This window comes from Brachybacterium kimchii (genome assembly GCF_023373525.1).
Lineage (GTDB): Bacteria > Actinomycetota > Actinomycetes > Actinomycetales > Dermabacteraceae > Brachybacterium > Brachybacterium kimchii.
This window is the reverse complement of the sequence record NZ_CP097218.1, coordinates 3,687,818-3,709,605: the sequence shown is the minus strand read 5'-3', so window position 1 is coordinate 3,709,605 and position 21,788 is coordinate 3,687,818. Positions and strand designations below refer to the sequence as shown.

23 protein-coding genes are annotated in these 21,788 nt (G+C 71.7%); 9 read left to right on the top strand and 14 right to left on the bottom strand.

The genetic code is table 11. The features are described from left to right. Nucleotides 1-3: 3 nt before the first annotated feature. The 6 genes from M4486_RS16860 to M4486_RS16835 form a co-directional block, all read right to left on the bottom strand. On the bottom strand, nt 4-1,422 hold the full coding sequence (locus tag M4486_RS16860) for an aldehyde dehydrogenase family protein (protein WP_249478484.1): 1,419 nt from the start codon (nt 1,420-1,422) through the stop codon (nt 4-6). Continuing rightward, nucleotides 1,419-2,486: a mandelate racemase/muconate lactonizing enzyme family protein gene (locus tag M4486_RS16855; RefSeq protein WP_283257983.1), complete on the bottom strand. Its 1,068-nt coding sequence runs from the start codon at nt 2,484-2,486 to the stop codon at nt 1,419-1,421. The genes M4486_RS16860 and M4486_RS16855 overlap by 4 nt, the downstream gene beginning before the upstream one ends. Before the next feature lie 68 nt (nt 2,487-2,554). Further along, on the bottom strand, nt 2,555-3,424 hold the full coding sequence (locus M4486_RS16850; RefSeq protein WP_249478482.1) for an NAD(P)-dependent oxidoreductase: 870 nt from the start codon (nt 3,422-3,424) through the stop codon (nt 2,555-2,557). Further along, nucleotides 3,421-4,128 (bottom strand): GntR family transcriptional regulator, encoded by a 708-nt coding sequence (locus tag M4486_RS16845; protein WP_249478481.1) that lies wholly within the window; start codon nt 4,126-4,128, stop codon nt 3,421-3,423. The genes M4486_RS16850 and M4486_RS16845 overlap by 4 nt, the downstream gene beginning before the upstream one ends. Nucleotides 4,129-4,416: 288 nt before the next feature. Further along, on the bottom strand, nt 4,417-5,187 hold the full coding sequence (locus M4486_RS16840) for a glucose 1-dehydrogenase (protein ID WP_249478480.1): 771 nt from the start codon (nt 5,185-5,187) through the stop codon (nt 4,417-4,419). 84 nt (nt 5,188-5,271) lie between these two features. Next, entirely contained in the window at nt 5,272-5,958 is a 687-nt protein-coding gene (locus tag M4486_RS16835; protein ID WP_249478479.1) for a helix-turn-helix transcriptional regulator, read from the bottom strand. Nucleotides 5,959-6,196: 238 nt separating this feature from the next. Here M4486_RS16835 and M4486_RS16830 point away from each other — a divergent pair, with 238 nt between their 5' ends. From M4486_RS16830 to M4486_RS16805, 6 genes are read left to right on the top strand one after another with little or no spacing between them, the layout of a single operon-like run. Next, nucleotides 6,197-7,591: an MFS transporter gene (locus M4486_RS16830; protein WP_249478478.1), complete on the top strand. Its 1,395-nt coding sequence runs from the start codon at nt 6,197-6,199 to the stop codon at nt 7,589-7,591. Nucleotide 7,592: 1 nt separating this feature from the next. Continuing rightward, on the top strand, nt 7,593-9,317 hold the full coding sequence (locus M4486_RS16825) for an N-acyl-D-amino-acid deacylase family protein (protein ID WP_249478477.1): 1,725 nt from the start codon (nt 7,593-7,595) through the stop codon (nt 9,315-9,317). A 32-nt stretch (nt 9,318-9,349) separates the two neighbouring features. After that, nucleotides 9,350-9,754, top strand: coding sequence for a RidA family protein (locus tag M4486_RS16820; protein ID WP_228357248.1), 405 nt, complete (start codon nt 9,350-9,352; stop codon nt 9,752-9,754). A gap of 20 nt (nt 9,755-9,774) precedes the next feature. After that, a complete protein-coding gene (locus M4486_RS16815; protein ID WP_249478476.1) occupies nt 9,775-10,767 on the top strand; it encodes a sugar kinase in 993 nt (330 codons plus the stop codon). Beyond that, the gene (locus tag M4486_RS16810) at nt 10,764-11,381 is read left to right on the top strand and encodes a bifunctional 4-hydroxy-2-oxoglutarate aldolase/2-dehydro-3-deoxy-phosphogluconate aldolase (protein WP_249478475.1); all 618 of its coding nucleotides are present in this window, start codon (nt 10,764-10,766) and stop codon (nt 11,379-11,381) included. The genes M4486_RS16815 and M4486_RS16810 overlap by 4 nt, the downstream gene beginning before the upstream one ends. Before the next feature lie 34 nt (nt 11,382-11,415). Further along, a complete protein-coding gene (locus tag M4486_RS16805; protein ID WP_249478474.1) occupies nt 11,416-12,693 on the top strand; it encodes an alanine racemase in 1,278 nt (425 codons plus the stop codon). A gap of 19 nt (nt 12,694-12,712) precedes the next feature. Here the strand turns inward: M4486_RS16805 and M4486_RS16800 are convergent, their stop codons facing one another. The 5 genes from M4486_RS16800 to M4486_RS16780 form a co-directional block, all read right to left on the bottom strand. Then, the gene (locus M4486_RS16800; RefSeq protein ID WP_249478473.1) at nt 12,713-13,507 is read right to left on the bottom strand and encodes a class I SAM-dependent methyltransferase; all 795 of its coding nucleotides are present in this window, start codon (nt 13,505-13,507) and stop codon (nt 12,713-12,715) included. Then, nucleotides 13,504-14,295: an ABC transporter ATP-binding protein gene (locus M4486_RS16795; RefSeq protein WP_249478472.1), complete on the bottom strand. Its 792-nt coding sequence runs from the start codon at nt 14,293-14,295 to the stop codon at nt 13,504-13,506. Before M4486_RS16795 ends, M4486_RS16800 begins: the two co-directional genes overlap by 4 nt. Further along, a complete protein-coding gene (locus M4486_RS16790; protein WP_249478471.1) occupies nt 14,292-15,317 on the bottom strand; it encodes an ABC transporter substrate-binding protein in 1,026 nt (341 codons plus the stop codon). The genes M4486_RS16795 and M4486_RS16790 overlap by 4 nt, the downstream gene beginning before the upstream one ends. Next, nucleotides 15,317-16,459, bottom strand: coding sequence for a FecCD family ABC transporter permease (locus M4486_RS16785; protein WP_249478470.1), 1,143 nt, complete (start codon nt 16,457-16,459; stop codon nt 15,317-15,319). The genes M4486_RS16790 and M4486_RS16785 overlap by 1 nt, the downstream gene beginning before the upstream one ends. 75 nt (nt 16,460-16,534) lie before the next feature. Then, the gene (locus tag M4486_RS16780) at nt 16,535-16,963 is read right to left on the bottom strand and encodes an ArsR/SmtB family transcription factor (RefSeq protein WP_249478469.1); all 429 of its coding nucleotides are present in this window, start codon (nt 16,961-16,963) and stop codon (nt 16,535-16,537) included. A 199-nt stretch (nt 16,964-17,162) separates the two neighbouring features. Between M4486_RS16780 and M4486_RS16775 the strand changes: the two genes are divergently transcribed. After that, a complete protein-coding gene (locus tag M4486_RS16775) occupies nt 17,163-17,837 on the top strand; it encodes a YitT family protein (protein WP_249478468.1) in 675 nt (224 codons plus the stop codon). 14 nt (nt 17,838-17,851) lie between these two features. Here the strand turns inward: M4486_RS16775 and thmT are convergent, their stop codons facing one another. Beyond that, the gene (gene thmT / locus M4486_RS16770; RefSeq protein WP_200502154.1) at nt 17,852-18,061 is read right to left on the bottom strand and encodes a 2-hydroxymuconate tautomerase; all 210 of its coding nucleotides are present in this window, start codon (nt 18,059-18,061) and stop codon (nt 17,852-17,854) included. 102 nt (nt 18,062-18,163) lie between these two features. Between thmT and M4486_RS16765 the strand changes: the two genes are divergently transcribed. Continuing rightward, nucleotides 18,164-18,496, top strand: coding sequence for a winged helix-turn-helix transcriptional regulator (locus M4486_RS16765; protein WP_249478467.1), 333 nt, complete (start codon nt 18,164-18,166; stop codon nt 18,494-18,496). A 12-nt stretch (nt 18,497-18,508) separates the two neighbouring features. Here M4486_RS16765 and M4486_RS16760 read toward each other — a convergent pair whose 3' ends face one another. Continuing rightward, a complete protein-coding gene (locus M4486_RS16760; RefSeq protein WP_249478466.1) occupies nt 18,509-19,144 on the bottom strand; it encodes a TetR family transcriptional regulator in 636 nt (211 codons plus the stop codon). 142 nt (nt 19,145-19,286) lie between these two features. Between M4486_RS16760 and M4486_RS16755 the strand changes: the two genes are divergently transcribed. Further along, nucleotides 19,287-19,940, top strand: coding sequence for a hypothetical protein (locus tag M4486_RS16755; protein WP_249478465.1), 654 nt, complete (start codon nt 19,287-19,289; stop codon nt 19,938-19,940). Between the two features lie 84 nt (nt 19,941-20,024). Here M4486_RS16755 and M4486_RS16750 read toward each other — a convergent pair whose 3' ends face one another. Continuing rightward, nucleotides 20,025-21,554 (bottom strand): GMC family oxidoreductase, encoded by a 1,530-nt coding sequence (locus tag M4486_RS16750; protein WP_249478464.1) that lies wholly within the window; start codon nt 21,552-21,554, stop codon nt 20,025-20,027. Nucleotides 21,555-21,788 lie beyond the last annotated feature (234 nt).

The following is a 21,788-nucleotide window of genomic DNA, read 5'->3' as shown; positions in this document are numbered from 1 at the left end:
TGCTCAGCGCGCCGCCGAGATGGTCTGCAGTTCGGTGAACTCGTCGTAGCCGACTAATCCGCCCTCACGCCCGACGCCCGAGTCGCCGAACCCGCCGAAGGGGACCTCGGGAGTGTTCGGGGCACCGTTGTTGATGCCGACGATGCCGATGCGGAGTCGCTCGGCGAGTTCCTGCGCTGCGGCGATGTCACGCCCGCACACGTAACCAGCGAGCCCGACGCCCCATCCGTTAATCTCACTGACGAGGGCGTCCTCGTCCTCATAGATGTCCATGGCGAGGACGGGCCCGAAGATCTCCTGGGCATACAGCTCGGAGTCCCGCGCATCCTCGACCAGGACGGCAGGCATGAAGGCCCCGGAATCGGGGCCCTCCGGACCTCGGACCACTCGTTTCCCTGCGCGCTCCGCCTGCGCCACGAGCGCACGCAGCCTCTCCACCGCTCTCGTGTCGATGAGGGGGCCGAAGTCGGCGTCGGGTTCCTCCTGGCGCCCAGGGCGCACTCCGGCAAGGCGTGCAGCGAGAGCATCTCGGAATTCTTCGGCGAGCGAGGCGTGCACGAACAGCGTGTTCGCCGCGATGCACGACTCCCCGTTGTTGCGCAGTTTCGCGACCATCAGGTGCTCCACGGCGTCGGCCACGTCAGCGTCTTCACGCACGATGAAGGGTGCCCTGCCACCGAGCTCCAGGCATGCACGGGTCAGTGTGCGTGCAGCGCGCTCGGCGATCACCTTCCCGATCGGCGTGGAGCCCGTGAAGGTCACAGCAGCCACGCGGGGATCATCGATGAGGGCGTTCGTGAGCTCGATCCCCTCGCCGATGACCTGCCCGATGACTCCTCGCGGCAGATGCCTCTCACAGATCCGCACGAGTGCGTCTGCTGAGATCGGCGTCCGTTCGCTCGGCTTGAGCACCGTCGGACAGCCGGCCGCGATCGAGGCGGCGATCTTGCGGGCGGGAATCGAAAGGGGGAAGTTCCATGTTCCGACCGCGGCGACGACACCGACGGGATGACGACGCACCCGGAAACGACGGTTCGCAGTGGTGCGCCCCGTCTCCTCCTCTGCGATCACAGCAGCGTCGGCGAACCAGTCGAAGTACTTGGCGGAGAACTCGACCTCACCCTCCGCCTCGCCGAGGAGCTTTCCCGACTCGGCTGCGAGCAAGGGAGCGATGTCCGTCGTCTGTGCACGCAGATCGGAGGCGATGGCACGCAGCGCTGCGGCACGCTCACGGGCCGCGGTCGCGGACCAGAGCTGGAAGGCCTGCGCGCCGGCGCTGACTGCCTTCTCGACGTCGGCGGCGCCCGTCCATCCGACGCTGGCGATCGCCGCGCCGGTCGAAGGATCGATCACGTCGTGGACGTCACCGCCCTCGACGATTCGCCCGGCGATCCGGGCGGCAGGAATGCGGTTGTCGGTCATGGGAGTCTCCGTTCGTCGGTCTGGACTTGGAATCGGTCCACGGCGTCGGGGTCGAGATCACCGACGAGCCCGTGGGCGCTGGGAAGGCTGATGGCTCCATCCGAGAGAGGGAAGCCATCGGTGACGAGCGCGTCGCGAAGCGGGTTGTCGCGTACGTCGAGTTCGATCCATCCGGCCTGTTCGACCGTTGTCGCGAGCGTGATCGAGGCCCGCAGGCCGATGGCCCCGGCGTACCAGTGAGGGCTCAGCGCACACCCCGTTCCAGGGAGGCGCTCGGCCAGTCGAAGCGGGATGGTGAGCCCTCCGGACTTCGCGACGTCAGGCTGGACATGGATCAGACCCTCTGTGCCCGCATAGCGAACGAGGTTCTCGAGTCCGTACACGTTCTCGCCGCCCGAGAGCGGCATGTCGGTGGCCTCGTGCAGAGCGACCAGATCCTGGGGGGAATCTCCGGAGACGGGCTCCTCGAGCCACTCGACGCCGGCATCCCGGAGCCAGGTCGCGTTCTCGACGGCCTCCTCGAAAGTCCACGCCTGGTTGGCATCGGCGAAGACCCGCATATCGGGTGCGGTCTCGCGCACGGCTGCGATCGTGGCGCGATCGGTGTCCGCGCCGAAGCCCACCTTCGTCTTCACCGCGCCGAGCCCCATCTCCGCGGCGCGTTCGGTCAGCTCACGGACCTTCGTGGGGCCCACGCCGCTCGCATACGCGGGGACGGACTCGCGCCTCGGCCCGATCAGCGCGGCGAGCGGTACGCCCGCCAAGCGTCCCTTCAGGTCCCACAGGGCGATGTCGAGGCCGCTGATCGCCTGCCAGATCGGGCCGCGGGCACCCCACTGACGCCCCACGCCGTCGAGCGCGGTGATGAGAGTGTCGAGCACGTCGCCCGGGTCTTCTGCGTCGCGCCCCAGTGCCAGGGGCGCGACGCCTTCGAGCAGGGTCGCCAGCCTTTCGGTCGCTCCCCAGTTCGGGTAGTTGATCCAGCTCTCGCCGATCCCGATCGCGCCGCCCGCGTGCACCTCAACGAGGAATGTGCGGCGAGCGCTCAGCTGCGAGAAGGACATCGGAACCTGGTCCTCGAGTGGACATTCCAGGACCCGCGCGACGATGCGCTCGATGGGCAGTCCGCTCATCAGACGTTTCCGACCTGCGTGCTGTAGAGCTTCCGGACAACTCCCGTGTCCTCATTCGCGAGGCCCTGGTCCATGGCCGCGGAGTTCACGCGGTCGATGACCTCCGCGAGATGGGTCGGAGCTCCGACCGAGCGAGCGAGATCGATCGCGAGCTTGTTGTCCTTGGCCAGCAGCCCCAGCGCGAACGCGGGGTCGAAGTCGCCCGCGATCATCTTCGGGGCGATCTCGCGGAACAGGTTCGACACCGTGGCAGCGCCTGAGTCGGCGACCGTCGAGACGAAGACCTTCGGGTCCACGCCCGCAGCCTCGCAGGTGGTGAGGACCTCAGCGGTGATCGTATTGATCGCACCGAACATCAGGTTGTTCAGGACCTTGACGGCGTGCCCGGCACCGACGTCGCCGACCCGGATGACCTTCGTGGCCACCGTTCCCTCGAGGACGGAGCGCGCCAGCTCAGCGGCATCTTCCGGCCCGCCCGTGGGAAGGGTCCAATGACCGATCTTGTCTGGGCGTCCGAGGACTGGAGCGTCGACGTAGACGACGTCCTGGTCCGCAAGGATCCCCGCTGCCTCGCGGGCTGTGCCGGGATCGATGGTCGACATATCGGCGACCACCGCACCGTGAGCGGTGGAGAGCGGTCCCCGGGCCGTCTCGAGGACGTGTTCGGGACGCGGAACCGAAAGCACCACGAGCTCCGCATCCTGGAGCGCGGCCTCCGCGGTCTCAAAGACGTCGATGCCCGAGTCGGCAGCAGCCTTGCGAGCCCCTTCGAAGGGGTCGAAGCCCCTCACCTCGTGGCCACCGGCCGAAATGGTGCGGGCGATACGCCCTCCCATGGTTCCAAGTCCGATCACAGCGGTGGTGGTCATGATTCGTGCCTTTCGTCGAGGTCCTGGTTGTCCGCGAGAGCCGCGTCGTGCAGGCTCTCGCGCAATCGAACGATGTGATGGCGGGCCACGGATTCTGCTTCTTCCGGATCGCCCGCCGTGATCGCATCGATGAGGGAACGGTGCTCGGCGAGTGCGGCGTGCATGCCGCCGCGGCGGGCGACCGTCGTGTTCATGGCGACCCGGATCTGGCCCTGCAGCCTGCGCAGGCTGTCCGCCAGTCGACGGTTGCCGCTGGCCTCCCGCACGAGTCTGTGGAATGCGGCGTCGAGCTCCATGTGTCGCTCCACGTCACCGCTCTCGACGGCATCGTGGTGAGAGTTCCAGTTCGTCTCCAGCGCCTCCGCGAGCTGCGGATCCGACGATCGGGCCGCGAGCCGTGCGGCCAGTCCCTCGAGGACTTCACGCAGGTCGTAGATCCCGATCAGCTCGTCGAACCCGATCTCCACGACGACCGCTCCGCGGTGGGACACGCTCTTCGCGAGCCCCTCGTACTCGATGCGGGCGATCGCCTCACGGACCGGGCTCCGGCTGATGTCGAGTTGACGCGCGAGCTCCGGTACGGACAATCGGGCCCCAGGTTCGAGCGCCCGGTCGAGGATCGCGCCGCGAATGACCGTGTAGGCCTGGTCCACCAGCGCATCGCCTCGGCTGATCGATCCCGTGTCCAGTGTCGGCTGAGTCATCATCGCCCTCCTTGAGCCGGAAGATTACATGCAACATGTAATTGTGGCAACGAGTACTGATCCACGGGACGCGTTGGTCCGCGCTCGACCGGAATGCATCGAGGCGCCCAACGATCAATGCCCGGGACGACACGTCAAGCCCCTGAACTGGCAAAATGGCACGATTACGCCCAAGGGACACGAGAGATCAGAGGGCGCACGACACCGGGCCAGTGCGCCGGTGCCGGATCCGCGAACGGCATGCAGAGAACACCCGGGGCGTCGCTTGACCGCCCGGGATTCCCGCACTCACACCACCGTGTATCCCCCGTCGACGGTGAGCACGGAGCCCGTCGCGAAGCTCGAGGCGTCGGAGGCGAAAAAGAGCACCGCCGGGGCGATCTCCTCGGGCATGGCGTAGCGCTTCATGGGGGCGTCGTCGATCCAGCGCTGGCGCAGGGACGGGTCGTCGACGGGCGCCATCTCGGTCTTCACGTAGCCCGGGGCGACGGCGTTCACGCGGATGCCGTGCTCCGCCCACTCCATCGCGAGCGACTTCGTGAGGTGGTGGACGGCGGCCTTGGAGGCGTTGTAGATCGGCTGCAGCTGGGGGCGGTTGACGATGTCTCCGGACATGGATCCGATGTTCACGATCGAGCCGCGACCTGCGGGGATCATGGCGCGCGCTGCGGCGCGGCTCATCTCGAAGACTCCGCCCACGTTCGTGTCGAGCACCGTGCGCAGCTCCTGCGCGGTGACGTCGAGCGCTGGTGCGTGGAAGCAGGCGCCGGCGTTGTTCACGAGCACGTCGAGACCCCCGCCGAGCTCCACTGCGGCGGCGACGGCCGCCTCGCACGACGCCGGATCGGTGACGTCCAGGGCGATGCCACGGGTGCGCCGACCGGTCTCCTCTGCGAGGTCGCGCGCCGCCTCCTGGGAGGCGGCGCCGTCGCGGGCGCCGATGACGACGTCGGCCCCGGCCTCGGCGAGACCGCGCGCGAAGGCGAGCCCGAGGCCGCGATAGCCGCCGGTGACGATCGCCGTGCGGCCGGTCAGGTCGAAGGTGGAGAGGATGCTCATCGGGGGATCACCGTCTTCGTCGGGGGCGCCATGGGAGACCGAGCGGAGAGCGCGGCCCGGTGGCAGGGACGCTACCGGAGCCGCTCAGCCCCGCCGCACCTCGTCCAGGTACCCGTACGTCGTCACCCGCGAGACGCCGAGCCGCGCGGAGACCCGCTCGGCGGCGCGCTTGATGTGGAAGGCGCCCCTGCCCTCGAGCAGTCGCAGCACCTCGATGCGATCGGCCTTCGTCATGGCCGGTGCGGGCTTGCCGACGGCGGCGACGGCCTCGGCGATCATGTCGTCCAGGACGTCCGAGACGTTCGGGACCACGAGCTCCTGGGGCTCGGAGGCGGCGTCCTCTGTGGCGGCGGGGAGCAGCGCGGTGAGCGCGTCCACCGCGCCCTGCACCGGGGTGAGGTCGCGGTTGATGCACAGCGCCGCGATGATGCGGCCCTCGTGGTCGCGGTAGTAGACCGAGGAGCTGATCAGCTCGCGCCCGTCGGCCGTGCGGGCGCGATACCCGAAGGCGTTGTGATCGCGGCTCTGGTCGTGCAGCACCTCCGCGCCGAGGTTGGTGGAGGGGCCGCCGACCCTTCGGCCGCTGACCTCGCCGTGGAGGATCGCGTGGATCGAATGCTCGAGGTCGCCCGCCGAGAGGTCGTGCAGGACCACCTCGCAGTGCGGCCCGCCGACGGCGGCGATCGCCTCCATGACCGGCGCGAGAGCGCGATGGGCCTCGTCGATGTCGGCGAAGCGCATGTCCGTCTGCGCAGCTGAGGTCGTCGTCACGGCACTCTCCGTTCGTCGATGCACCGCCATCATCGCACCCGGGTGCACAGACATTCTGTCAGGCTCCTAGAATTTCAGTACACATTTGGGTAGTCTCGCACCGCATCGGCGCTCGACCGGCTCCGATCACCCCGCTTCTGCCGCGCTCCCCGCCCTCTCGAGGTGAGGGCGCGCCCCATCCGCAGGCCACGTCGAGGAGGACACGAGCCATGACGACGACCCCCGCCGCGAGGCGCTCATGAGCGCCTCGACCCCTCAGCGATCCCCGGAGTCCCGGGCCGCGCACAGCCCTGCCGGGGCCGGCCCCGGCACCACCGGGCCCGGGCGCCCGCGCCGCAGGCAGGCGCGCACCATCGCCGGCGGCGCCGTCGGCACCCTGATGGAGTACTTCGACTACTACCTGTACGGACTCGCGGCCGCCGCGGTGTTCCCGCAGGTGTTCTTCTCGGGCAACGACCCCTTCGTCGCCCAGCTCGAGTCCTTCGCGACCTTCGCCGTCGGCTTCCTGTTCCGTCCCCTCGGCGGCGTCGTGTTCGGCTACATCGGCGACCGCATGGGCCGCAAGGTCACGCTGCTGGTCACGGTGATCGGCATGGGCCTGTCCACGGCTGCGATCGGATTCATCCCTCCCGACCACATGATCGGCCTCGCGGCGCCCGTGCTGCTGCTGGTGATGCGGATGCTCCAGGGCCTGTTCGTGGGCGGGGAGATGGGGGGCGCGGCGACGATGGTCGTCGAGCACGCGCCCGTCGGCCGGCGCGGCCTGTTCGGCGCCTTCCTCATCAGCGGAGCCGGGGTCGCGAACGTGCTCTCCGCGGGCATGATGGCGGGCCTGGGTCTGGGGCCGGACTCGTTCTTCATGACCTGGGGCTGGCGGATCCCCTTCGTCTTCTCCCTGGTGCTCTCCGTCTGCGCGGTGCTGCTGCGGCGCCAGCTGCAGGAGTCCGAGGAGTTCACGACCCACACCCAGGAGATCGAGCTGGGCAGGATCCGGCGCCGCTCCCCCATCGTCGAGGTGCTGCGCCACCCCCGGAACACGATCCTGGGCATCCTCATCGGGCTCCCGCAGTCCATCGCGGGCTACATCGTGCTCACGTACGGGCTCTCGTACATGGTCTCCGGCGGCGTCCCGCCCCAGGTGGGCTTCCTGGGGACGATGATCGTGGGTGTGCTGCAGTTCTTCGTCGCCCCCGCCTACGGGGCGCTCTCGGACCGGGTGGGCCGCCGCCGCGTCTACATCGCCGGCTGCATCGGCTTCGCCCTGCTCGTCTGGCCGGCGTTCCTGCTGTACGGGACGCACGTGCCCGCGCTCATCTGGCTCGGCATGATCGTGGGGTTCGTGATCCCCGGCGTCATGATGCAGGGGACGCTCTCGACCCTGCTCACCGAGATGTTCGACGTCGAGGAGCGCACCACCGGCGTGAACGTCGGCTACCAGCTCTCCAACACGCTCGGCGGCGGGCTCGCCCCCTTCATCGCGACCGCGCTCGTGGGCTGGGCGAGCGGCGAGATCTGGCCGGTCATCGTCTACGTCGTCGTCATCTGCCTGATCGGAGCGATCGCCACCGCCGCCGCCTCGATCCGCCCCGATACGGCCGACGCCGGCCGGCTCCACGCCCTGGAGACGACCTGACATGGGCCGGCTGCTGATCCGCGGAGGGCGCGTCGTCCCCGGTGACGGCACCGCGCCCGTGCGCGCCGACCTGCTCGTGGACGGCGAGCGCATCGTCGAGGTCGCCGCGCCGGGCGCGGGACACGCGAGCGCCGACCTCCCCGGGACGCACGTGATCGAGGCCGACGGACGCCTCGTGATGCCCGGCTTCGTCGACGCGCACTCCCACGCCGACGCCGCCGTCTTCGACGAGGACGTGCAGCTCGCGCTGCTGCGCCAGGGCATCACCGCCGTCATCGGCGGGCAGGACGGCGTCTCCTTCGCCCCGGGCGACGGCGCCTTTGCCTCGGAGTACTTCGCACCGATCAACGGCGCGCATCCGGGGTACCCGGCACGGGCAGGAACCGCGGCCCGCGGCGGCGACCCGGGGCCGACGGGCGGGGAGGGGTCCGCCTCTCCCGGAACCCGCTCTTCCGGCAACCGCTCCCCCGGCGCCCGCGTCGCCGACCTGCTGGCGAGCTACGACGGCCGCATCCCCCTGGGCGTGGCCTACCTGGTGCCGGCCGGGACGGTGCGCCACGAGGTGATGGGACCGGCGCAGGACGCTCCGTCGGCCGCGCAGCTCGAGCGCATGGTGGCCCTGGTGACAGAGGGCGTGGCCGACGGGGCCGTGGGCCTGTCCACCGGGCTGGACTACGCGCCGGGGATCTTCGCGGACGCCGCCGAGATGGCTGCGCTGTGCGCGCCGCTCGCGCCCACGGGCCTGCCGTACGTGACGCACATGCGCGGCGGCTACGAGGACAACGCGCGGGTGGGCGTCGAGGAGGCCGGGCGCATCGGCGCCGCCGCCGGCGTCCCGGTGCACATCTCGCACTTCCACACCCCGGCCGACGAGGCCGCACGGCTCATGGACTGGCTCACCGCCCAGGGCGTCGTCGGGAGCTTCGACGCCTACCCGTACACGCGCGGCTGCTCGATCCTCGCGATGACCATGCTGCCGCCGGAGCTGAACGCGATGCGGGCCGACGACCTCGTGCCGCTGCTGCAGGACCCTGCGCAGCGGGAGCGCCTGCGCCGCGAGTGGTTCCCGCGCGTCGCGAAGAACCCGAGCCTCGGCGAGGAGTGGCCCGAGCTGATCACCCTCGCGCACACCTCCGCCCCGGAGCTCGCGTGGGCGCCGGGCCTCACCCTGGCCCAGATCGCGCAGCGCCGCGGCACCGACGCCGTCGATGCGGCCCTGGACGTGCTGGTCGCCTCCCGCCTGGACGCGAACGCCATCATGGCCGCGCACCATCAGCGGCCCGTCGAGGACCTGGGACGGCTGCTCGCGCACCCGGCGCACATGGGCGGGTCGGATGGCATCTTCATCGGCGCGCACCCGCATCCCCGCGCCCGCGGGACCTTCGCCTCCTACCTCGCCACCTATGTGCGCGAGCACGGCTACCTGAGCTGGTCGCAGGCCGCGACGCACCTGTCGACCGCGGCCGTGGACCGCTTCCACCTGGGCGATCGCGGCCGCATCCGGCCCGGTGCGATCGCCGATCTGGCCCTCGTCGACCCCGACGGCGTGCGGGACGCGGCGACCTACGCCGCGCCGCTGCAGCTCGCCGAGGGGATCGACGACGTGATCGTCGGCGGCCGCCCCGTCCTCGCGGACGGCAGGCTGACCGGCGTCACCCCCGGCGGAGGCATCCGCGCCTGCGCCCCCGGCGGCCGCGGTGAACCCCCGTTGGACGCCCGTCCCTGACACCATCACCGGACACCCACCGAAGGAGCACCATGAGCACCGAGAGCACCCAGAAGATCGAGAAGACCGCCATCGTCAGCGAGAGCGCGCCGCAGCCCGCGGGCCCCTACAGCCAGGGCATCGTCAGCGGCGACCTGCTGTTCACCGCCGGCTTCGGCCCGCAGGACCGCGCGAACGGCAACGCCGTCGCCGACTCCGTCGCCGAGCAGACCCGACAGGTGCTGCGCAACGTCCGCTCCGTCCTCACCGAGCACGGCGTGGACATGGACGCCGTCCTGAAGACCACCGTGCACCTCGCGGACCTCGCCGACTTCGCCGAGTTCAACGAGGCCTACGCCGAGTTCTTCACCGAGCCGTACCCCGTGCGCACGACCGTCGGCTCGCAGCTCGCGAACATCCTCGTGGAGATCGACGTCGTCGCCCGCGTGAAGGCCTGAGGACGACGGGAGGGCGCGGGATGACGAGCGACGTCGGCGCGGCGAACCCGACGCGGGAACACTCAGGAGGCGGATCCCGACCCCTGGATCTGCTCGCGATCGGGGAGACGATGGCGCTGGTGACGCCCGCGCGGCCGGAGCCGCTGGAGTCCGCCCGCGACTTCCACGTCGGCACGGGCGGCGCGGAGTCCAACGTCGCCTGCCACCTCGCCGCGGCCGGACGCCGGGTCGAATGGTTCAGCGCCCTGGGCGATGACCCCCTGGGCCGCCGCGTCCGGGCGTTCATCGAGGCCAGCGGTGTGTCCGTGGCGCGGGTTCGCCTCGATGCGGGCGCACCGACGGGCCTGTACGTGAAGGATCCGGGCGCCGGGGTCTCCTACTACCGGAGGGGCTCGGCCGCCTCCCGCCTGGGCCCGGAGGATCTCGCCGGGATCGACGCGGCGCAGGCGCGGATCGTGCACCTGACCGGCATCACGCCCGCCCTGTCGGAGAGCTGCCGGGCGCTGGTCTCCGCGGCCATCGACCGCGCGCACGAGGCCGGCGCGCTGGTGAGCTTCGACGTGAACCATCGGCCAGCCCTGTGGGCGTCGACCGACGAGGCCGCGCGCACAATCCTCGCCGAGGCGCGCCGGGCCGACATCGTGTTCGTGGGCCGGGACGAGGCCGAGACCCTGTGGGGAGCGCGCACCGCGGACGCCGTGCGGGAGCTGCTGCCCGAGGTGCCGCACCTCGTGGTGAAGGACGCCGACGTGGAAGCCGTCGAGTTCTCGGCGGACGGCCGCACGGCCGCCCCGACCCCGCGCGTGGAGGTCGTGGAGGCCGTCGGCGCGGGCGATGCCTTCGCCGCCGGCTGGCTCGACGGCCTTCTCGAGGGCGCGTCCGCACGCTCGCGCCTCGGGCGCGGGCACCAGTGGGCGGCGCGGGCGCTCTCGAGCACCCAGGACATCCCCGAGCACGGCGATCACGCCGATCGCGACGGCTCAGCACGCGACATCCAGGAGGCGACGGCGTGAGCACCCCGAGCGACAGCGGCGGATGGTTCAACGAGGCCTTCCAGGCGGCGCCCCTGATGGCGATCCTGCGGGGCATGGGGACCGAGCGCAGCCTCGAACTGGCCCGCACCGCCTGGGACCTGGGCATCGACATGGTCGAGGTCCCGATCCAGGGTCCGGCCGACGAGGAGGCCCTCGCCGCCGTGGTCGAAGCGGGGCGCGAGCGCGGGAAGGCCGTGGGCGCCGGCACCGTCGTCGACACGGAGACCGTGCAGGCCTCGGCGCGAGCGGGTGCGGCGTTCACCGTGAGCCCGGGCCTGGACCTCGACGTGGTCCGCGCGAGCGAGGCGGCGGGCATGCCCTCGCTGCCGGGCGTCGCCACGGCATCCGAGGTGCAGATCGCCCAGAAGTCCGGGCTGACCTGGCTGAAGGCGTTCCCCGCCTCCGTGCTGGGCGCCGAGTGGTTCACGGCGATGCGCGGCCCGTTCCCGCGCGTGCGCTTCGTCGCGACCGGCGGCATGCACGCGCGGAACGCCCCGGACATGCTCGCCGCGGGAGCCCGAGTCGTGGCCGTCGGCAGCGCCCTGGCCGATGCGGACGAGCTCCCCCGGCTCGCACGGATCATCGAGAACTGACCGACCCACCACGAGACCGAGGACGATGGAGACCATGACGACGACGCAGCCCACTCCCCCGACCACGCGCACCGTCACCGCCGACGACAAGTCCTTCCCCGCGGTGCTCGTCGGCCGCGATGTCGCCGACCTCGACGCGCCGCTCGCGGAGTTCTCGACGCCGCTGTTCGTCCTGGACCGCGAGGCGATGGACCACAACCTCGCCACGATGGCCGCGTGGACGAGCGCGCGCGGGCTGGAGCTGATGCCGCACGGCAAGACGACGATGGCGCCCACGCTCTGGCATCGCCAGCTCGCCGCGGGCGCCACCGGGATCACGGCCGCCACGCCCTGGCAGGCGAGCGTGGCCCTGCGCGCCGGGATCCCCACGGTGCAGATCGCGAACATGTGCCTGGATCCGGGGCAGCTGCGGCAGCTCGCGGCGCACCTCGCCGCGCACACGGAGCAGGAGGTCGTGTGCTGGGCGGACTCGCTCGCGGCGGTCGGGCTCATGGAGCAGTCGCTCCCGGCCGACGCCCGGCTCGGGGTGCTCGTCGAGCTCGGGGCCGACGGCGGGCGCACGGGCGCGCGCCGTGAGGACGAGGCGGTCGCGATCGCCGAGCGCATCGCGGCCTCGCCCGTGCTCGCCCTGCGCGGCGTCGCCGGCTACGAGGGCGCGCTCGCGCACGACCGCTCCCCGGGGTCGCTCGCGACGGTCGGCGCGTACTGCCGTCGCCTCGCCGCACTCGTCGAGCAGGTGCGGCCACTCGTCGACGGCACCCCGTGGGTGACCGCCGGGGGCAGCGCGTACTTCGACCTCGTGGCCGAGGCGTTCGCGGGCCTCCAGGACGTGCGGGCGATCCTGCGCTCGGGCGCGTACATCGTGCACGACAGCGGGTTCTACCGCGGCATCTCCCCGCTGGACGCGACCCGCGGCGTCGCCCCGGAGGAGGCCCTGCGCCCCGCCATGCGCGCCTATGCGCGTGTGGTGTCCCAGCCCGAACCCGGGCTGGGCCTGCTCGACGCCGGCAAGCGCGATGTGCCCTTCGACGAGGGACTGCCGACGGTGCTCGCGGTGGCCGACGAGCTCGGCGGCCAGGAGCGGGCGGTCGAGCCGGGTGCCTTCGAGGTGACGGCACTGAACGACCAGCACACGTTCGTGCGGTGGGGCGCCGCGGGCACGGCGGGTGTTGAGGGTGCGGCGCCTCTCGCCGTGGGGCAGGTCGTGACGCTGGGCCTCTCGCACCCGTGCACGGCCTTCGACAAGTGGCGCCTGGTGCCCGTGGTCGACGGCTCGGGCACGGTGGTGGAGGGCGTGGCCACCACGTTCTGACCGCGCGGCGCGGCGCCGTCTACGCCCGCACGGCCCGGTAGAGCATCTGCAGCTGAGGGCGGTGCCCGGGAGCGACGCCCTGACGTCGGTCCAGCTCCAGCACTTCGTACAGCGGGGTCGCCGTCACGTGCGCGAAGCCGCCGGCCTCCAGGGCCGCCCGCACCTCCGTCTCCCTGCCCGCGGCCAGGGGAAGCTCGCTGATCACGCCCGCCCCGTAGGCGTCCCGGAAGTCCTCGCCGCGTGCTCCCTCGAGGCCGTCACCCAGCTCCCCGTCCTCGGGGAACCAAGCGGAGTCCACGGCGGCGAGGATCCCGCCGGGTCGCAGCAGACGGTGCCACGCGGCGAGGGCGCGCTGCGCATCCCGCAGGGTCCACAGCACGTAGCGGCAGATGATCGCGTCGAAGGCGCCCTCGGGGAACGGCGGGGCGATGGCGTCCCCGGGCAGGAAGCGCACGCCGGACGCCTTCGCGCGGGCGCGCTCGAGCATGCCCGGGGCGAGGTCGATGCCCGTCACCCGGTGCCCGAGCCCGGCCACCTGGATCGCGGCGTTCCCGCTGCCCGTGCCCACGTCGAGCACGTCGAGCGCGTCCGGTCGGTGTGCAGCCGTGGGATCGTCGCCCGGATCGGGCGCGAGCGCGCGCTCCCAGACGTCCCGCCAGGTCCGTCGGGCATCCGCGGATCGCAGGCGCGCGGTCTGCTGGTCGTCGTACTCGTCGGCCCATCGCGACCAGTACGCGGTCATCCGGTCCTGGAGCGTCAACCGATCCTGGAAGGCCATGCGGTCCTGGACGGTCATGGGGTGCTGGACGCTCATGTGGTGCTCCGGTGGTGGAAGAGGAACTGGGCGGTGCCGTCGTCGGCCCGGCGCTCCTCCGCGCCGACGCCGTAGACCTCCTGCAGCTGCGGGGCGCGCAGGGCCTCGGCCGGCGTCCCCTCGGCGAGCAGACGGCCGTCGTGGAGCACGGCGACCCGGTCGCAGTAGCGGGCCGCGAGGTTCAGATCGTGCAGGACGACGATCGTCGCCAGCCCCAGCTGCCGCACGATGTGCAGCACCTCGTGCTGGTAGCCGACGTCCAGGTGGTTCGTGGGCTCGTCGAGCAGGAGCATCTCCGGCTGCTGGGTGAGCGCCCGGGCGATGAGCACGCGCTGGCGCTCGCCACCCGAGAGGGTCGCCATGTCCCGGCGAGCGAGCGCGAGAGCGCCCACCTGCTCGAGGGCCCGTCGGGCGATCTCCCGGTCGCGACCCGGCCGGTGGCGCAGCCCCCGGTGGGGCGCGCGCCCCAGGAGCACCACGTCGGCGACGGTCATCGGCAGCTCGCCGCCGTTCTCCTGCACGACCACCGCGAGACGGCGCGCCCTCTCCCGTCCGCTGAAGGACCGCACCGGCCTGCCGTGCAGCAGCACCTCGCCGCTGGCCGGGCGCAGGGCGGCGGTGAGCACGCGCAGCAGCGTCGTCTTCCCGCTGCCGTTGGGGCCCACGAGGCCCACCACCTCGCCGCGCCGCACCGCCAGGTCCACGCCGTCCAGCACGCGCGCGGAGGCGAAGGAGTGGTGGATGCCGCGCGCGCTCAGCACGGCCGGGTGCTCAGGATCAGGGCTCATGCGTGGAGCTCCGAGAGCCAGTGAGCGAGCTGCTCGGCGCCGTCGACCACGAGCGGCGAGGCGGGCTCGGTGAAGTTGAAGAGCTGGGCGCGCACGCGCCCGTCCTGCACGGCGGCGAGGTCTGCGGTCCCGGCGGTGCGCTCCAGCTCCGTGAGCACGTCGGAGCCGTCGCCCTCGTCCTGGTGGAGGACGATCAGGTGGTCGGGGTCGGCGTCGATCAGCGCCTCGCTGCTGACCTCGAACACGCGCTCGGACGAGGAGGCGAAGACGTTGTCCAGGCCCACGGCGTCCAGCTGGGGCGTGGCCATGGAGGCCGCCCCGTAGGTGTACAGCGGCCCGCCCCCCACCGTCGGGTAGAGGACCGCGGCCGTCATCCGCTTCCGCGAGGAGGCCCCGTCGCGCACCGTGTCCAGGCGCTCGTCGAGTGCGGAGACGAGCTGGTCGGCGGCCTGCTGCCGGTCGAAGATCCTGCCGTACTGCCGCACCTCGTCGAACAGGTCGTCCCAGTCGGCGGGGCCGGCGCCGTCGCAGTACACGTTCTGGACGAGCACCTGCGCGCCGCCCGACGAGAGGCCCTCGCGGGTCACGCCGTCGGGAAGGCCGAGCACGAGGTCCGGCGACCGGGCGATCACCACCTCCTGGTTGATCTGGAGGTGGCCCGCGCCGTTGATGTCATCGGAGAGGACGTCGATGGCGGCGACTCTCTCGGCGAGGTCCCCGAAGTGCTGGGCCCGGTAGTAGGCCGGGGAGAAGACGCCGGCCTTGGCCACCACGGTGTCCAGCACGCCGATGCCGTCGAGGATCGTGACCGGTGCCGTCTCGAGCAGCACCACGCGCTCGGGGGCGGCGTCGAAGGTGAGGGTCGCCTCGCAGTCGGTGAACTCGAGCGGGTACCGGGTCGTGCCCTCCCCGTCGGACGGCCCGGCGGCGGACGTCGCGAAGCCGTCGTCGCAGCCGGAGAGCGCGGCGGTGCCGAGCGCGCCGAGCACGAGAGGGGCGAGCAGGGCGGTGCGGCGGTCCATCAGAGGCCTCTCGTGTGCAGGCGGCGCACGAGCACCACCAGGAAGGGGGCGCCCACCAGGGCGGTGAGGACGCCGATGGGCAGCTCGCGCGGGGCGAGCGCGATCCGGGCGAGGGCGTCGGCCCAGATCAGGAAGAGGGCGCCGAGCAGGGCGGCGACGGGCAGCATGCGGCGGTGCACGCTGCCCACCAGGCGTCGTGCGAGGTGCGGGATGACCAGGCCCACGAAGCCGATCGCCCCAGCCGCGCTCACCGCCGCCCCGGTGCACAGGGACACCACGACGAGGAGGCCCACGCGGGAGCGGTCGGGGTGGATGCCGAGCGACCAGGCTGTCTCGTCCCCCGCGGCGAGCGCGTCGAGGACCGGACCGAGCACGGTGAGCGCGAGCGTGCCCAGCAGCCCCGCGGCCAGGACCAGCGCCAGGAAGACGTCCCAGTGGCCCAGGGCGAGCGAGCCGAGCATCCAGAACATCACCGACCGCGAGCCCTCCGCGGAGTCGGAGGTGAAGATCAGCAGGTTCGTCACCGCGGAGAGCACGTAGCCGACGGCGATGCCGGCCAGCAGCATCCGCAGCGAGGTCACCGCCCCGTGGGCGCGGGCCAGGACGAGGACCGCGAGGGCGGCGAGCATGGCCCCGGCGAAGGCGAGCACGGGCTGGGCGGCCGCTCCGAGCATCCCTCCCGCCCCGAAGAGGATCGCGGCGGCGGCGCCCGCCGAGGCGCCGCCGGAGATGCCGAGCACGTACGGGTCGGCCAGCATGTTGCGCACCATGGCCTGCAGCGCCGCCCCGGACACGGCGAGGCAGGCGCCGACGCCCGCGCCGAGCACGACGCGCGGAGTCCGCACCGCCCAGATGATCGAGTCCTGCGCGGCGGTGGCGTGCGCGTCGACGGGGAGGCCGAGGTGAGCGAGCACGATCCTCGCGGCGCGCAGGGGTGGGATGGCGACGGGGCCGATCCCGAGGCTGACCACGATGCTGAGCAGCAGTGCCGCGGCGAGCGCGACGGTCCACAGGACCGCCCGACGCTCGCGTCGGGCGAGGCCGAGCGGGTCGTGCACGGGCGCCCCGGGGGCCGACGCGAGGTCCCCCTGTGCTGTGCGCGGCGGCGTCGGCGCGGGGTGCGGCGCCTCGATGCGGGTCATGGTTGCAGATCCTTGCAAGTAACGGCGAGGTCGAGCGGTTGCCGTCTGGTGGCATGGCCCTGTCGCCGGGCCCGATCAGGAGCGGTGCTCGACCCCGGGCAGGTGGTCGGAGCCGAGCTCGTGGAGGATGCGATGGCCCAGGGGGTCCGCGAGGTGATAGCGCACCTCGCGGCCGCGCTGCTCCGTGCGCACCCACCCGGCCGTGCGCAGGAGCGTGAGGGCGTGGGAGGTCGTGGAGTCCAGCGCCCCCGTCACCCGGGCGACGTCGGAGCTGCGGATCCCGGGGTGGGCGTGCACGGCGAAGAGGATCCGCAGTCTGCGGGGATCGGCCAGGACCGAGAGCCGGCGCGCGAGCTCGTCGAGGTCCTGGCCGCCTTCCAGCAGCTCGGCCGTCGCGCGCACCGCGTGCTCGCCCTCGAGCGCCGCGGGTCCGACGCTCACGTGCTCGTGCCCCTCGGCGTGCGCGTGCTGGTGCGCTGCGGCAGCACTCGAGTCCTCGACCATGGCTCCATGATCCCCCGGATGCCGGGTCCGGGTGCGCCGGATGCGTGCACGACGGCGGGCGAGGAACGGGCACCGGCGCCTGAGGAGCGGGCGGCTGCAGAGCGGGACCCATCCGCCGACGGACCGGCGGTTCCGGGCGACCGTACGGCGGGACCGGGGAAGCGCCGAGCGCTGACCGCGCGCCGCCTAGGGTGACGCCATGCCCCGCACCACCGACTCCTCAGGATCCGCGGAGAGCGACGGCGCCGACGCGGCCCCGGTCGCTCCTCCGCCGATCGACGTCGTCATCCCCCATCGGCCGACGGAGGACGTGCTCGGCGTCATCACCGGCACGTTCCTCGCCTCGCTCGGTCTCTACCTGCTGCAGTGCGCGGGCGCCGTCACCGGCGGCACGGCGGGGCTCGCGCTGCTGCTGACCCATGCCCTGCCGGTCCCGTTCGCGGTGCTCTTCGCGGCCGTGAACCTGCCGTTCTTCGTGCTCGCCCTGTGGAAGAAGGGCTGGTCGTTCACGGTGCGGACCGTCATCTGCGTGGGGCTGATCTCGCTGTTCAGCCTCGTGCACCCACGGTTCCTCGCGCTCGGGCACGTGCCGCTCGTCTACGCAGTGATCGGCGGGAACCTGCTGGTGGGCGTCGGCCTGCTCATCATCTTCCGGCACCGGGCCAGCCTGGGAGGCTTCAACATCCTCGCGCTGATCCTGCAGGAGCGCGCGGGGCTGCGCGCCGGCTACGTGCAGATGGCCATGGACGTCGCGGTGATCCTGCTGTCCCTGCTGGTGCTCGATGTGCCGCGGGTGCTGCTCTCCGCCGTCGGCGGGATGATCCTCAACGTGGTGCTCGCGCTGAACCACCGCCCGGAGCGGTACCGGGCGTGAGGCGGGCGGCGCGATCAGCCGTGCTGCATCCTGTCCCGCAGCAGCTCGCCGCCCACGGAGTACTTCGCATCGGAGACCTCGCGGATCAGCACGTGCACGGACTCCGCGGGCGCGCCGGTGCTGGTGACGATGGTGTCGGTGATCCCCGCAGCGATCTTCTGGTACTGCTCCTGGCGGTCTCCGAACATGAGCTCGGGGACGATGTCGAGATGGACGATCGGCATGATGCCTCCTGGCGGTCGGATGCTGTGTGCACCAGACTGCGCGGAGGACGCGGAACGCGGAAGACGGCACTTTCTTCTCAGGCACCGACCTCGAGGTAGGACATGGACGATTCAGGAGCACCCGGCGAGGACTACTGCGGGCAGAGCGTGCGCACCACGATCGGCATGATCGGCGGCAAGTGGACGATGCTCATCCTCTTCGAGCTGCTGCAGAGCGAGCGGCGCTACGCGGACCTGCAGCGCCGGGTCGACGGCATCTCGCAGAAGGTGCTGTCGGAGGAGCTGAAGCGGCTCGTGGCCGAAGGGCTCGTAGCGCGCCTTGTCGTCCCCACGACTCCGCCGCAGGTCACCTACAGCATCACCGAGCACGCTCGGAGCCTGGACACGGTGTTCGCGGCGCTGCACGAGTGGGGGCACGGGCACCAGGACAGGTGAACGAGGCGCCCCTCACCCGTCGCGGTCCACAGGGGCGAGGGCGACGTCGGCGGCCGCGAAGAGCACCTCGGACTCGACCTGCGTGAGGGAGTCGACGGCGGGCATCGCGCGCTCCAGGGAGAGCCCGTCGAGCACCGTGCCGAGGAAGCGCGCTCGGCGCGGGATGTCGTCGGCGGGGATCTCGCATTCCTCGGCGAGCGCGCGCAGCCAGCCCTCCGTGCGGCGCTGACCGTCGCGCTGGGCCGCCAGGTAGGCCTCCCGCACGGACGCAGTCTGCTCCGCAGTGATGAAGGTGCTGGTCATCGTCGTCATCGCCTCGCGGGCCTGCGCGCCCGTGCCGCTGAGGTCCAGCACGTCGAGCAGGCACTGCACGAGGCGCTCCCGAGGGGGCACCGAGCGGTCTCCGATGCTGCTGCGCGGCATCATCCAGTCCAGGACGCGCCGCATGACCTCGTCCCGCAGATCCTGCTGGGTCGGGAAGTGGTGGCGGAGGGAGCCCACGCTCACGCCTGCCCGGGCGGCGACCGCGCGGACGCTGAGACGCGCCGTCGCACCGTCCTCGCCGAGGATCGCGGCGGCCGCCGCGAGGATCCTATCCCGCGTGCTCGGCTCCTGCTGGTCGTCCACTGCTCCCCCGCCCTCGCTCATCGTCCGCCCTTCCTCTCGGCCCTGCCGTCGGCCCGCCCCATACTTTCTGCTGATACAGCGTACTAGTACAGCGTGCTAGTTTCGCGTCATGTCCGGCCGATGGGCGAGCCGGCCCGCACCCGAGTGCCGAGGAGGCACCCCGATGTTCGAGCAGTGGCGTCGCCGACGCGCGGTGAAGCGGATCGATCCGGGGGACGGCAGTCCCCTCAAGCGGTTCCGCTGGTGGCAGCTGCTGGGGCGGTCGCTGTTCCATCTCGACCTCGAGGATCAGGGCCGCCGCCCCGTGCGATACACGGTGGACGTGCGCCAGTGGAAGACCGACGACAACGGCTACGTGAAAGTGCACCTGTTCCGGGACGGACGCCAGCACGCGGTCGCCCGCGCGCCCGCCGTGTTCCCCGTCGAGGGCGGTGCGATCGAGGTCGCGGTCAGCCAGTTCGGGCTCAAGCGCTGCCACCTCGTCACCGACGACGGCGCCGAGCATCAGCTCGTCCCCGATCCACGCTCGGCGGAGGGCCGACGCGCCCGCTTCGAGCGGCGACGCCCCGGCCTGAGCCGCCTGGTCGGCGCGGTCTCGACCGTGGCGCTGCTGGTGGGCGTCGCCCTGCTGCTGCAGCAGATCGCGGTGCCGGTGCTGCGCATCCCGCCGATCGCGGAGCGGATCGGACCCGTCGACCCCCTCGTCGTCCTCCCGCTGTGGCTGAACATCGCCCTCGCCGTGGCCGCGGCGGCCGCGAGCACGGAGCGGGCGCTGCGCCTGAGGTACCACTGGCTGCTGGACGCGGCGGGGAACTGAGCAGCCCGCCGCGTCGGTTTCGGCCCGATGGGTGCGGCCGAGCGGGATCCGTCACCGATTCTCGGAACGGCCGCCTCGGGTGGATCACTGGATGAACTCGGCGGCCCTTTCGGCGATCATCACCACGGGCGCCTGGAGATTTCCGCGGGTCGCCGTGGGGATCACGGACGCGTCAGCGACGAACAGGTTCTTCACGCCGTGCACACGGAGAGTCGGGTCGACGACCGTGCCGGGATCGGTGCCGAGACGGCATGTGCCCGCAGGGTGCCATTGGGTGCCCATGGTGCGGACCACCCAGTCCTCGATGTCATCGGACGGACCGGGGTTCAAGCGCTCACCGGTGAAGTCCGCCATCGCCGGGCTCGCCATCAGGCGCTCGACGAACCTCACCCCCTCGACCAGCCGCTCGAGATCGCTCGGATCGGACAGATAGCGGGGATCGATCTGCGGAGCAGCTGCCGGGTCGTTCGAGGCGAGAGTGACAGATCCGCGGCTCCGCGGAGTCAGCAGTCCGAGAGTCACGCTCAGCGCAGGCGTCGCATGAGGGGTCATCGATTCATCGAGTCCGAGAAGGTACGGGAGCAGCTGCCATTCCGCGGCGCCTCCTGCTGGGCCGGGAACCATCATGCCGACGGTCGGCAGGGAGGCAAGAGGGCCCCGTCGGAGCGTTTCGTAGACGGCGCGATTCGCGGGAGTGTCGCTGTCCAGAAGCGTGTACCCCTTGAGCATCTCCCACGCCAGGATGACGAGCGGGTGATCGTGAAGGTTCCGGCCCACTCCAGGAAGGTCCAGCTCGGGCTCGATCCCCCGCTCACGGAGATGATCCGCGGGACCGATGCCGGAGAGCATCAGCAGGTGAGGGCTCCGGAGAGCACCAGCGCACAGCACGATGCGGTCGGCAGCGATCTCGGTGCCGTCCGAGAGGACCACCCCACGTGCGAGGTCGGCGTCGTGCACGATCCTGTCGACGCGGACGCCCTGTCGGATCTCGAGGTTCTCCCGGTGGCGCGCCGCCGCGAGATAGCCGTCGACGGGGCCGCTCCGGACTCCGTTCTCGGTGTTCGCGGTCACGAGGCCTGCCCCGACGCGCTGGTCGGCATTGAAGTCCTCGGTGAGGGGAAGACCCTGCTTCGCCCCCGCTGCGACGAATGCCAGCAGGGACTGCTCGATGTCGGGCGCCTTCTCCGTGCGCATCCCTCCGGCGCGATCCGACGTGTCGGCATCAGCTTCTCGGAGGCGCCGGAACACCGGCTCCACCTCGCGCCAGCTCCAGTCCGTCGCTCCCGCGGCCGCCCAGGCGTCGTAGTCCTCGGGATGCCCTTCGAACCAGGCGAGCAGGTTCACCGACCCGCTCCCGCCGAGGCCTCGCCCCGACGGGATGGCGCTGGCGCGTCCGCCCAGCCCCGGCTGAGGGGTCGTCTCGTTCGCGTAGAGGCGGTCAGGCGTCAGCGCGAAGAATGCCGATCCGGGCGTCTGCGTCCCTTCGTCCGACACGGCCTCCGCGGCCTCCAGGAGCAGGACCGAATGACGCTCGTCCTCGCTGAGCCTCGAGGCCAGGACGCAGCCGGCGGTTCCGGCGCCGACGATGATCGTGTCGTAGTGCTCCGTGGTCATGGGTGGGGCCTTTCCGTTGACGGGTGCGGCGACGGCTGAGTCCATGCCGCGGCTGCGGCGATCATGTCGGTGGGGCGTTGTCGATGGTGCGGACGGGATCGGAGGTCCCGATGGGATCCGGGAGACGGTGCAGGTGTCTGTGCACGTGGAAGGGGCAGCCCGTGAGGACCACGACGGGCTCCCCTCGGGTCATGACATCGCCGGGGCCGTGATCCGGCTTCACGAGGGCCGTGG

Coding starts and splice junctions, on each gene's coding strand:
- M4486_RS16860 (WP_249478484.1), bottom strand. CDS start 1,422: ATGACCGACAACCGCATTCCTGCCGCCCGGATCGCCGGGCGAATCGTC.
- M4486_RS16855 (WP_283257983.1), bottom strand. CDS start 2,486: ATGTCCTTCTCGCAGCTGAGCGCTCGCCGCACATTCCTCGTTGAGGTG.
- M4486_RS16850 (WP_249478482.1), bottom strand. CDS start 3,424: ATGACCACCACCGCTGTGATCGGACTTGGAACCATGGGAGGGCGTATC.
- M4486_RS16845 (WP_249478481.1), bottom strand. CDS start 4,128: ATGACTCAGCCGACACTGGACACGGGATCGATCAGCCGAGGCGATGCG.
- M4486_RS16840 (WP_249478480.1), bottom strand. CDS start 5,187: ATGAGCATCCTCTCCACCTTCGACCTGACCGGCCGCACGGCGATCGTC.
- M4486_RS16830 (WP_249478478.1), top strand. CDS start 6,197: ATGAGCGCCTCGACCCCTCAGCGATCCCCGGAGTCCCGGGCCGCGCAC.
- M4486_RS16825 (WP_249478477.1), top strand. CDS start 7,593: ATGGGCCGGCTGCTGATCCGCGGAGGGCGCGTCGTCCCCGGTGACGGC.
- M4486_RS16820 (WP_228357248.1), top strand. CDS start 9,350: ATGAGCACCGAGAGCACCCAGAAGATCGAGAAGACCGCCATCGTCAGC.
- M4486_RS16815 (WP_249478476.1), top strand. CDS start 9,775: ATGACGAGCGACGTCGGCGCGGCGAACCCGACGCGGGAACACTCAGGA.
- M4486_RS16805 (WP_249478474.1), top strand. CDS start 11,416: ATGACGACGACGCAGCCCACTCCCCCGACCACGCGCACCGTCACCGCC.
- M4486_RS16800 (WP_249478473.1), bottom strand. CDS start 13,507: ATGAGCGTCCAGCACCCCATGACCGTCCAGGACCGCATGGCCTTCCAG.
- M4486_RS16795 (WP_249478472.1), bottom strand. CDS start 14,295: ATGAGCCCTGATCCTGAGCACCCGGCCGTGCTGAGCGCGCGCGGCATC.
- M4486_RS16790 (WP_249478471.1), bottom strand. CDS start 15,317: ATGGACCGCCGCACCGCCCTGCTCGCCCCTCTCGTGCTCGGCGCGCTC.
- M4486_RS16785 (WP_249478470.1), bottom strand. CDS start 16,459: ATGACCCGCATCGAGGCGCCGCACCCCGCGCCGACGCCGCCGCGCACA.
- M4486_RS16780 (WP_249478469.1), bottom strand. CDS start 16,963: ATGGTCGAGGACTCGAGTGCTGCCGCAGCGCACCAGCACGCGCACGCC.
- M4486_RS16775 (WP_249478468.1), top strand. CDS start 17,163: ATGCCCCGCACCACCGACTCCTCAGGATCCGCGGAGAGCGACGGCGCC.
- thmT (WP_200502154.1), bottom strand. CDS start 18,061: ATGCCGATCGTCCATCTCGACATCGTCCCCGAGCTCATGTTCGGAGAC.
- M4486_RS16765 (WP_249478467.1), top strand. CDS start 18,164: ATGGACGATTCAGGAGCACCCGGCGAGGACTACTGCGGGCAGAGCGTG.
- M4486_RS16760 (WP_249478466.1), bottom strand. CDS start 19,144: ATGAGCGAGGGCGGGGGAGCAGTGGACGACCAGCAGGAGCCGAGCACG.
- M4486_RS16755 (WP_249478465.1), top strand. CDS start 19,287: ATGTTCGAGCAGTGGCGTCGCCGACGCGCGGTGAAGCGGATCGATCCG.
- M4486_RS16750 (WP_249478464.1), bottom strand. CDS start 21,554: ATGACCACGGAGCACTACGACACGATCATCGTCGGCGCCGGAACCGCC.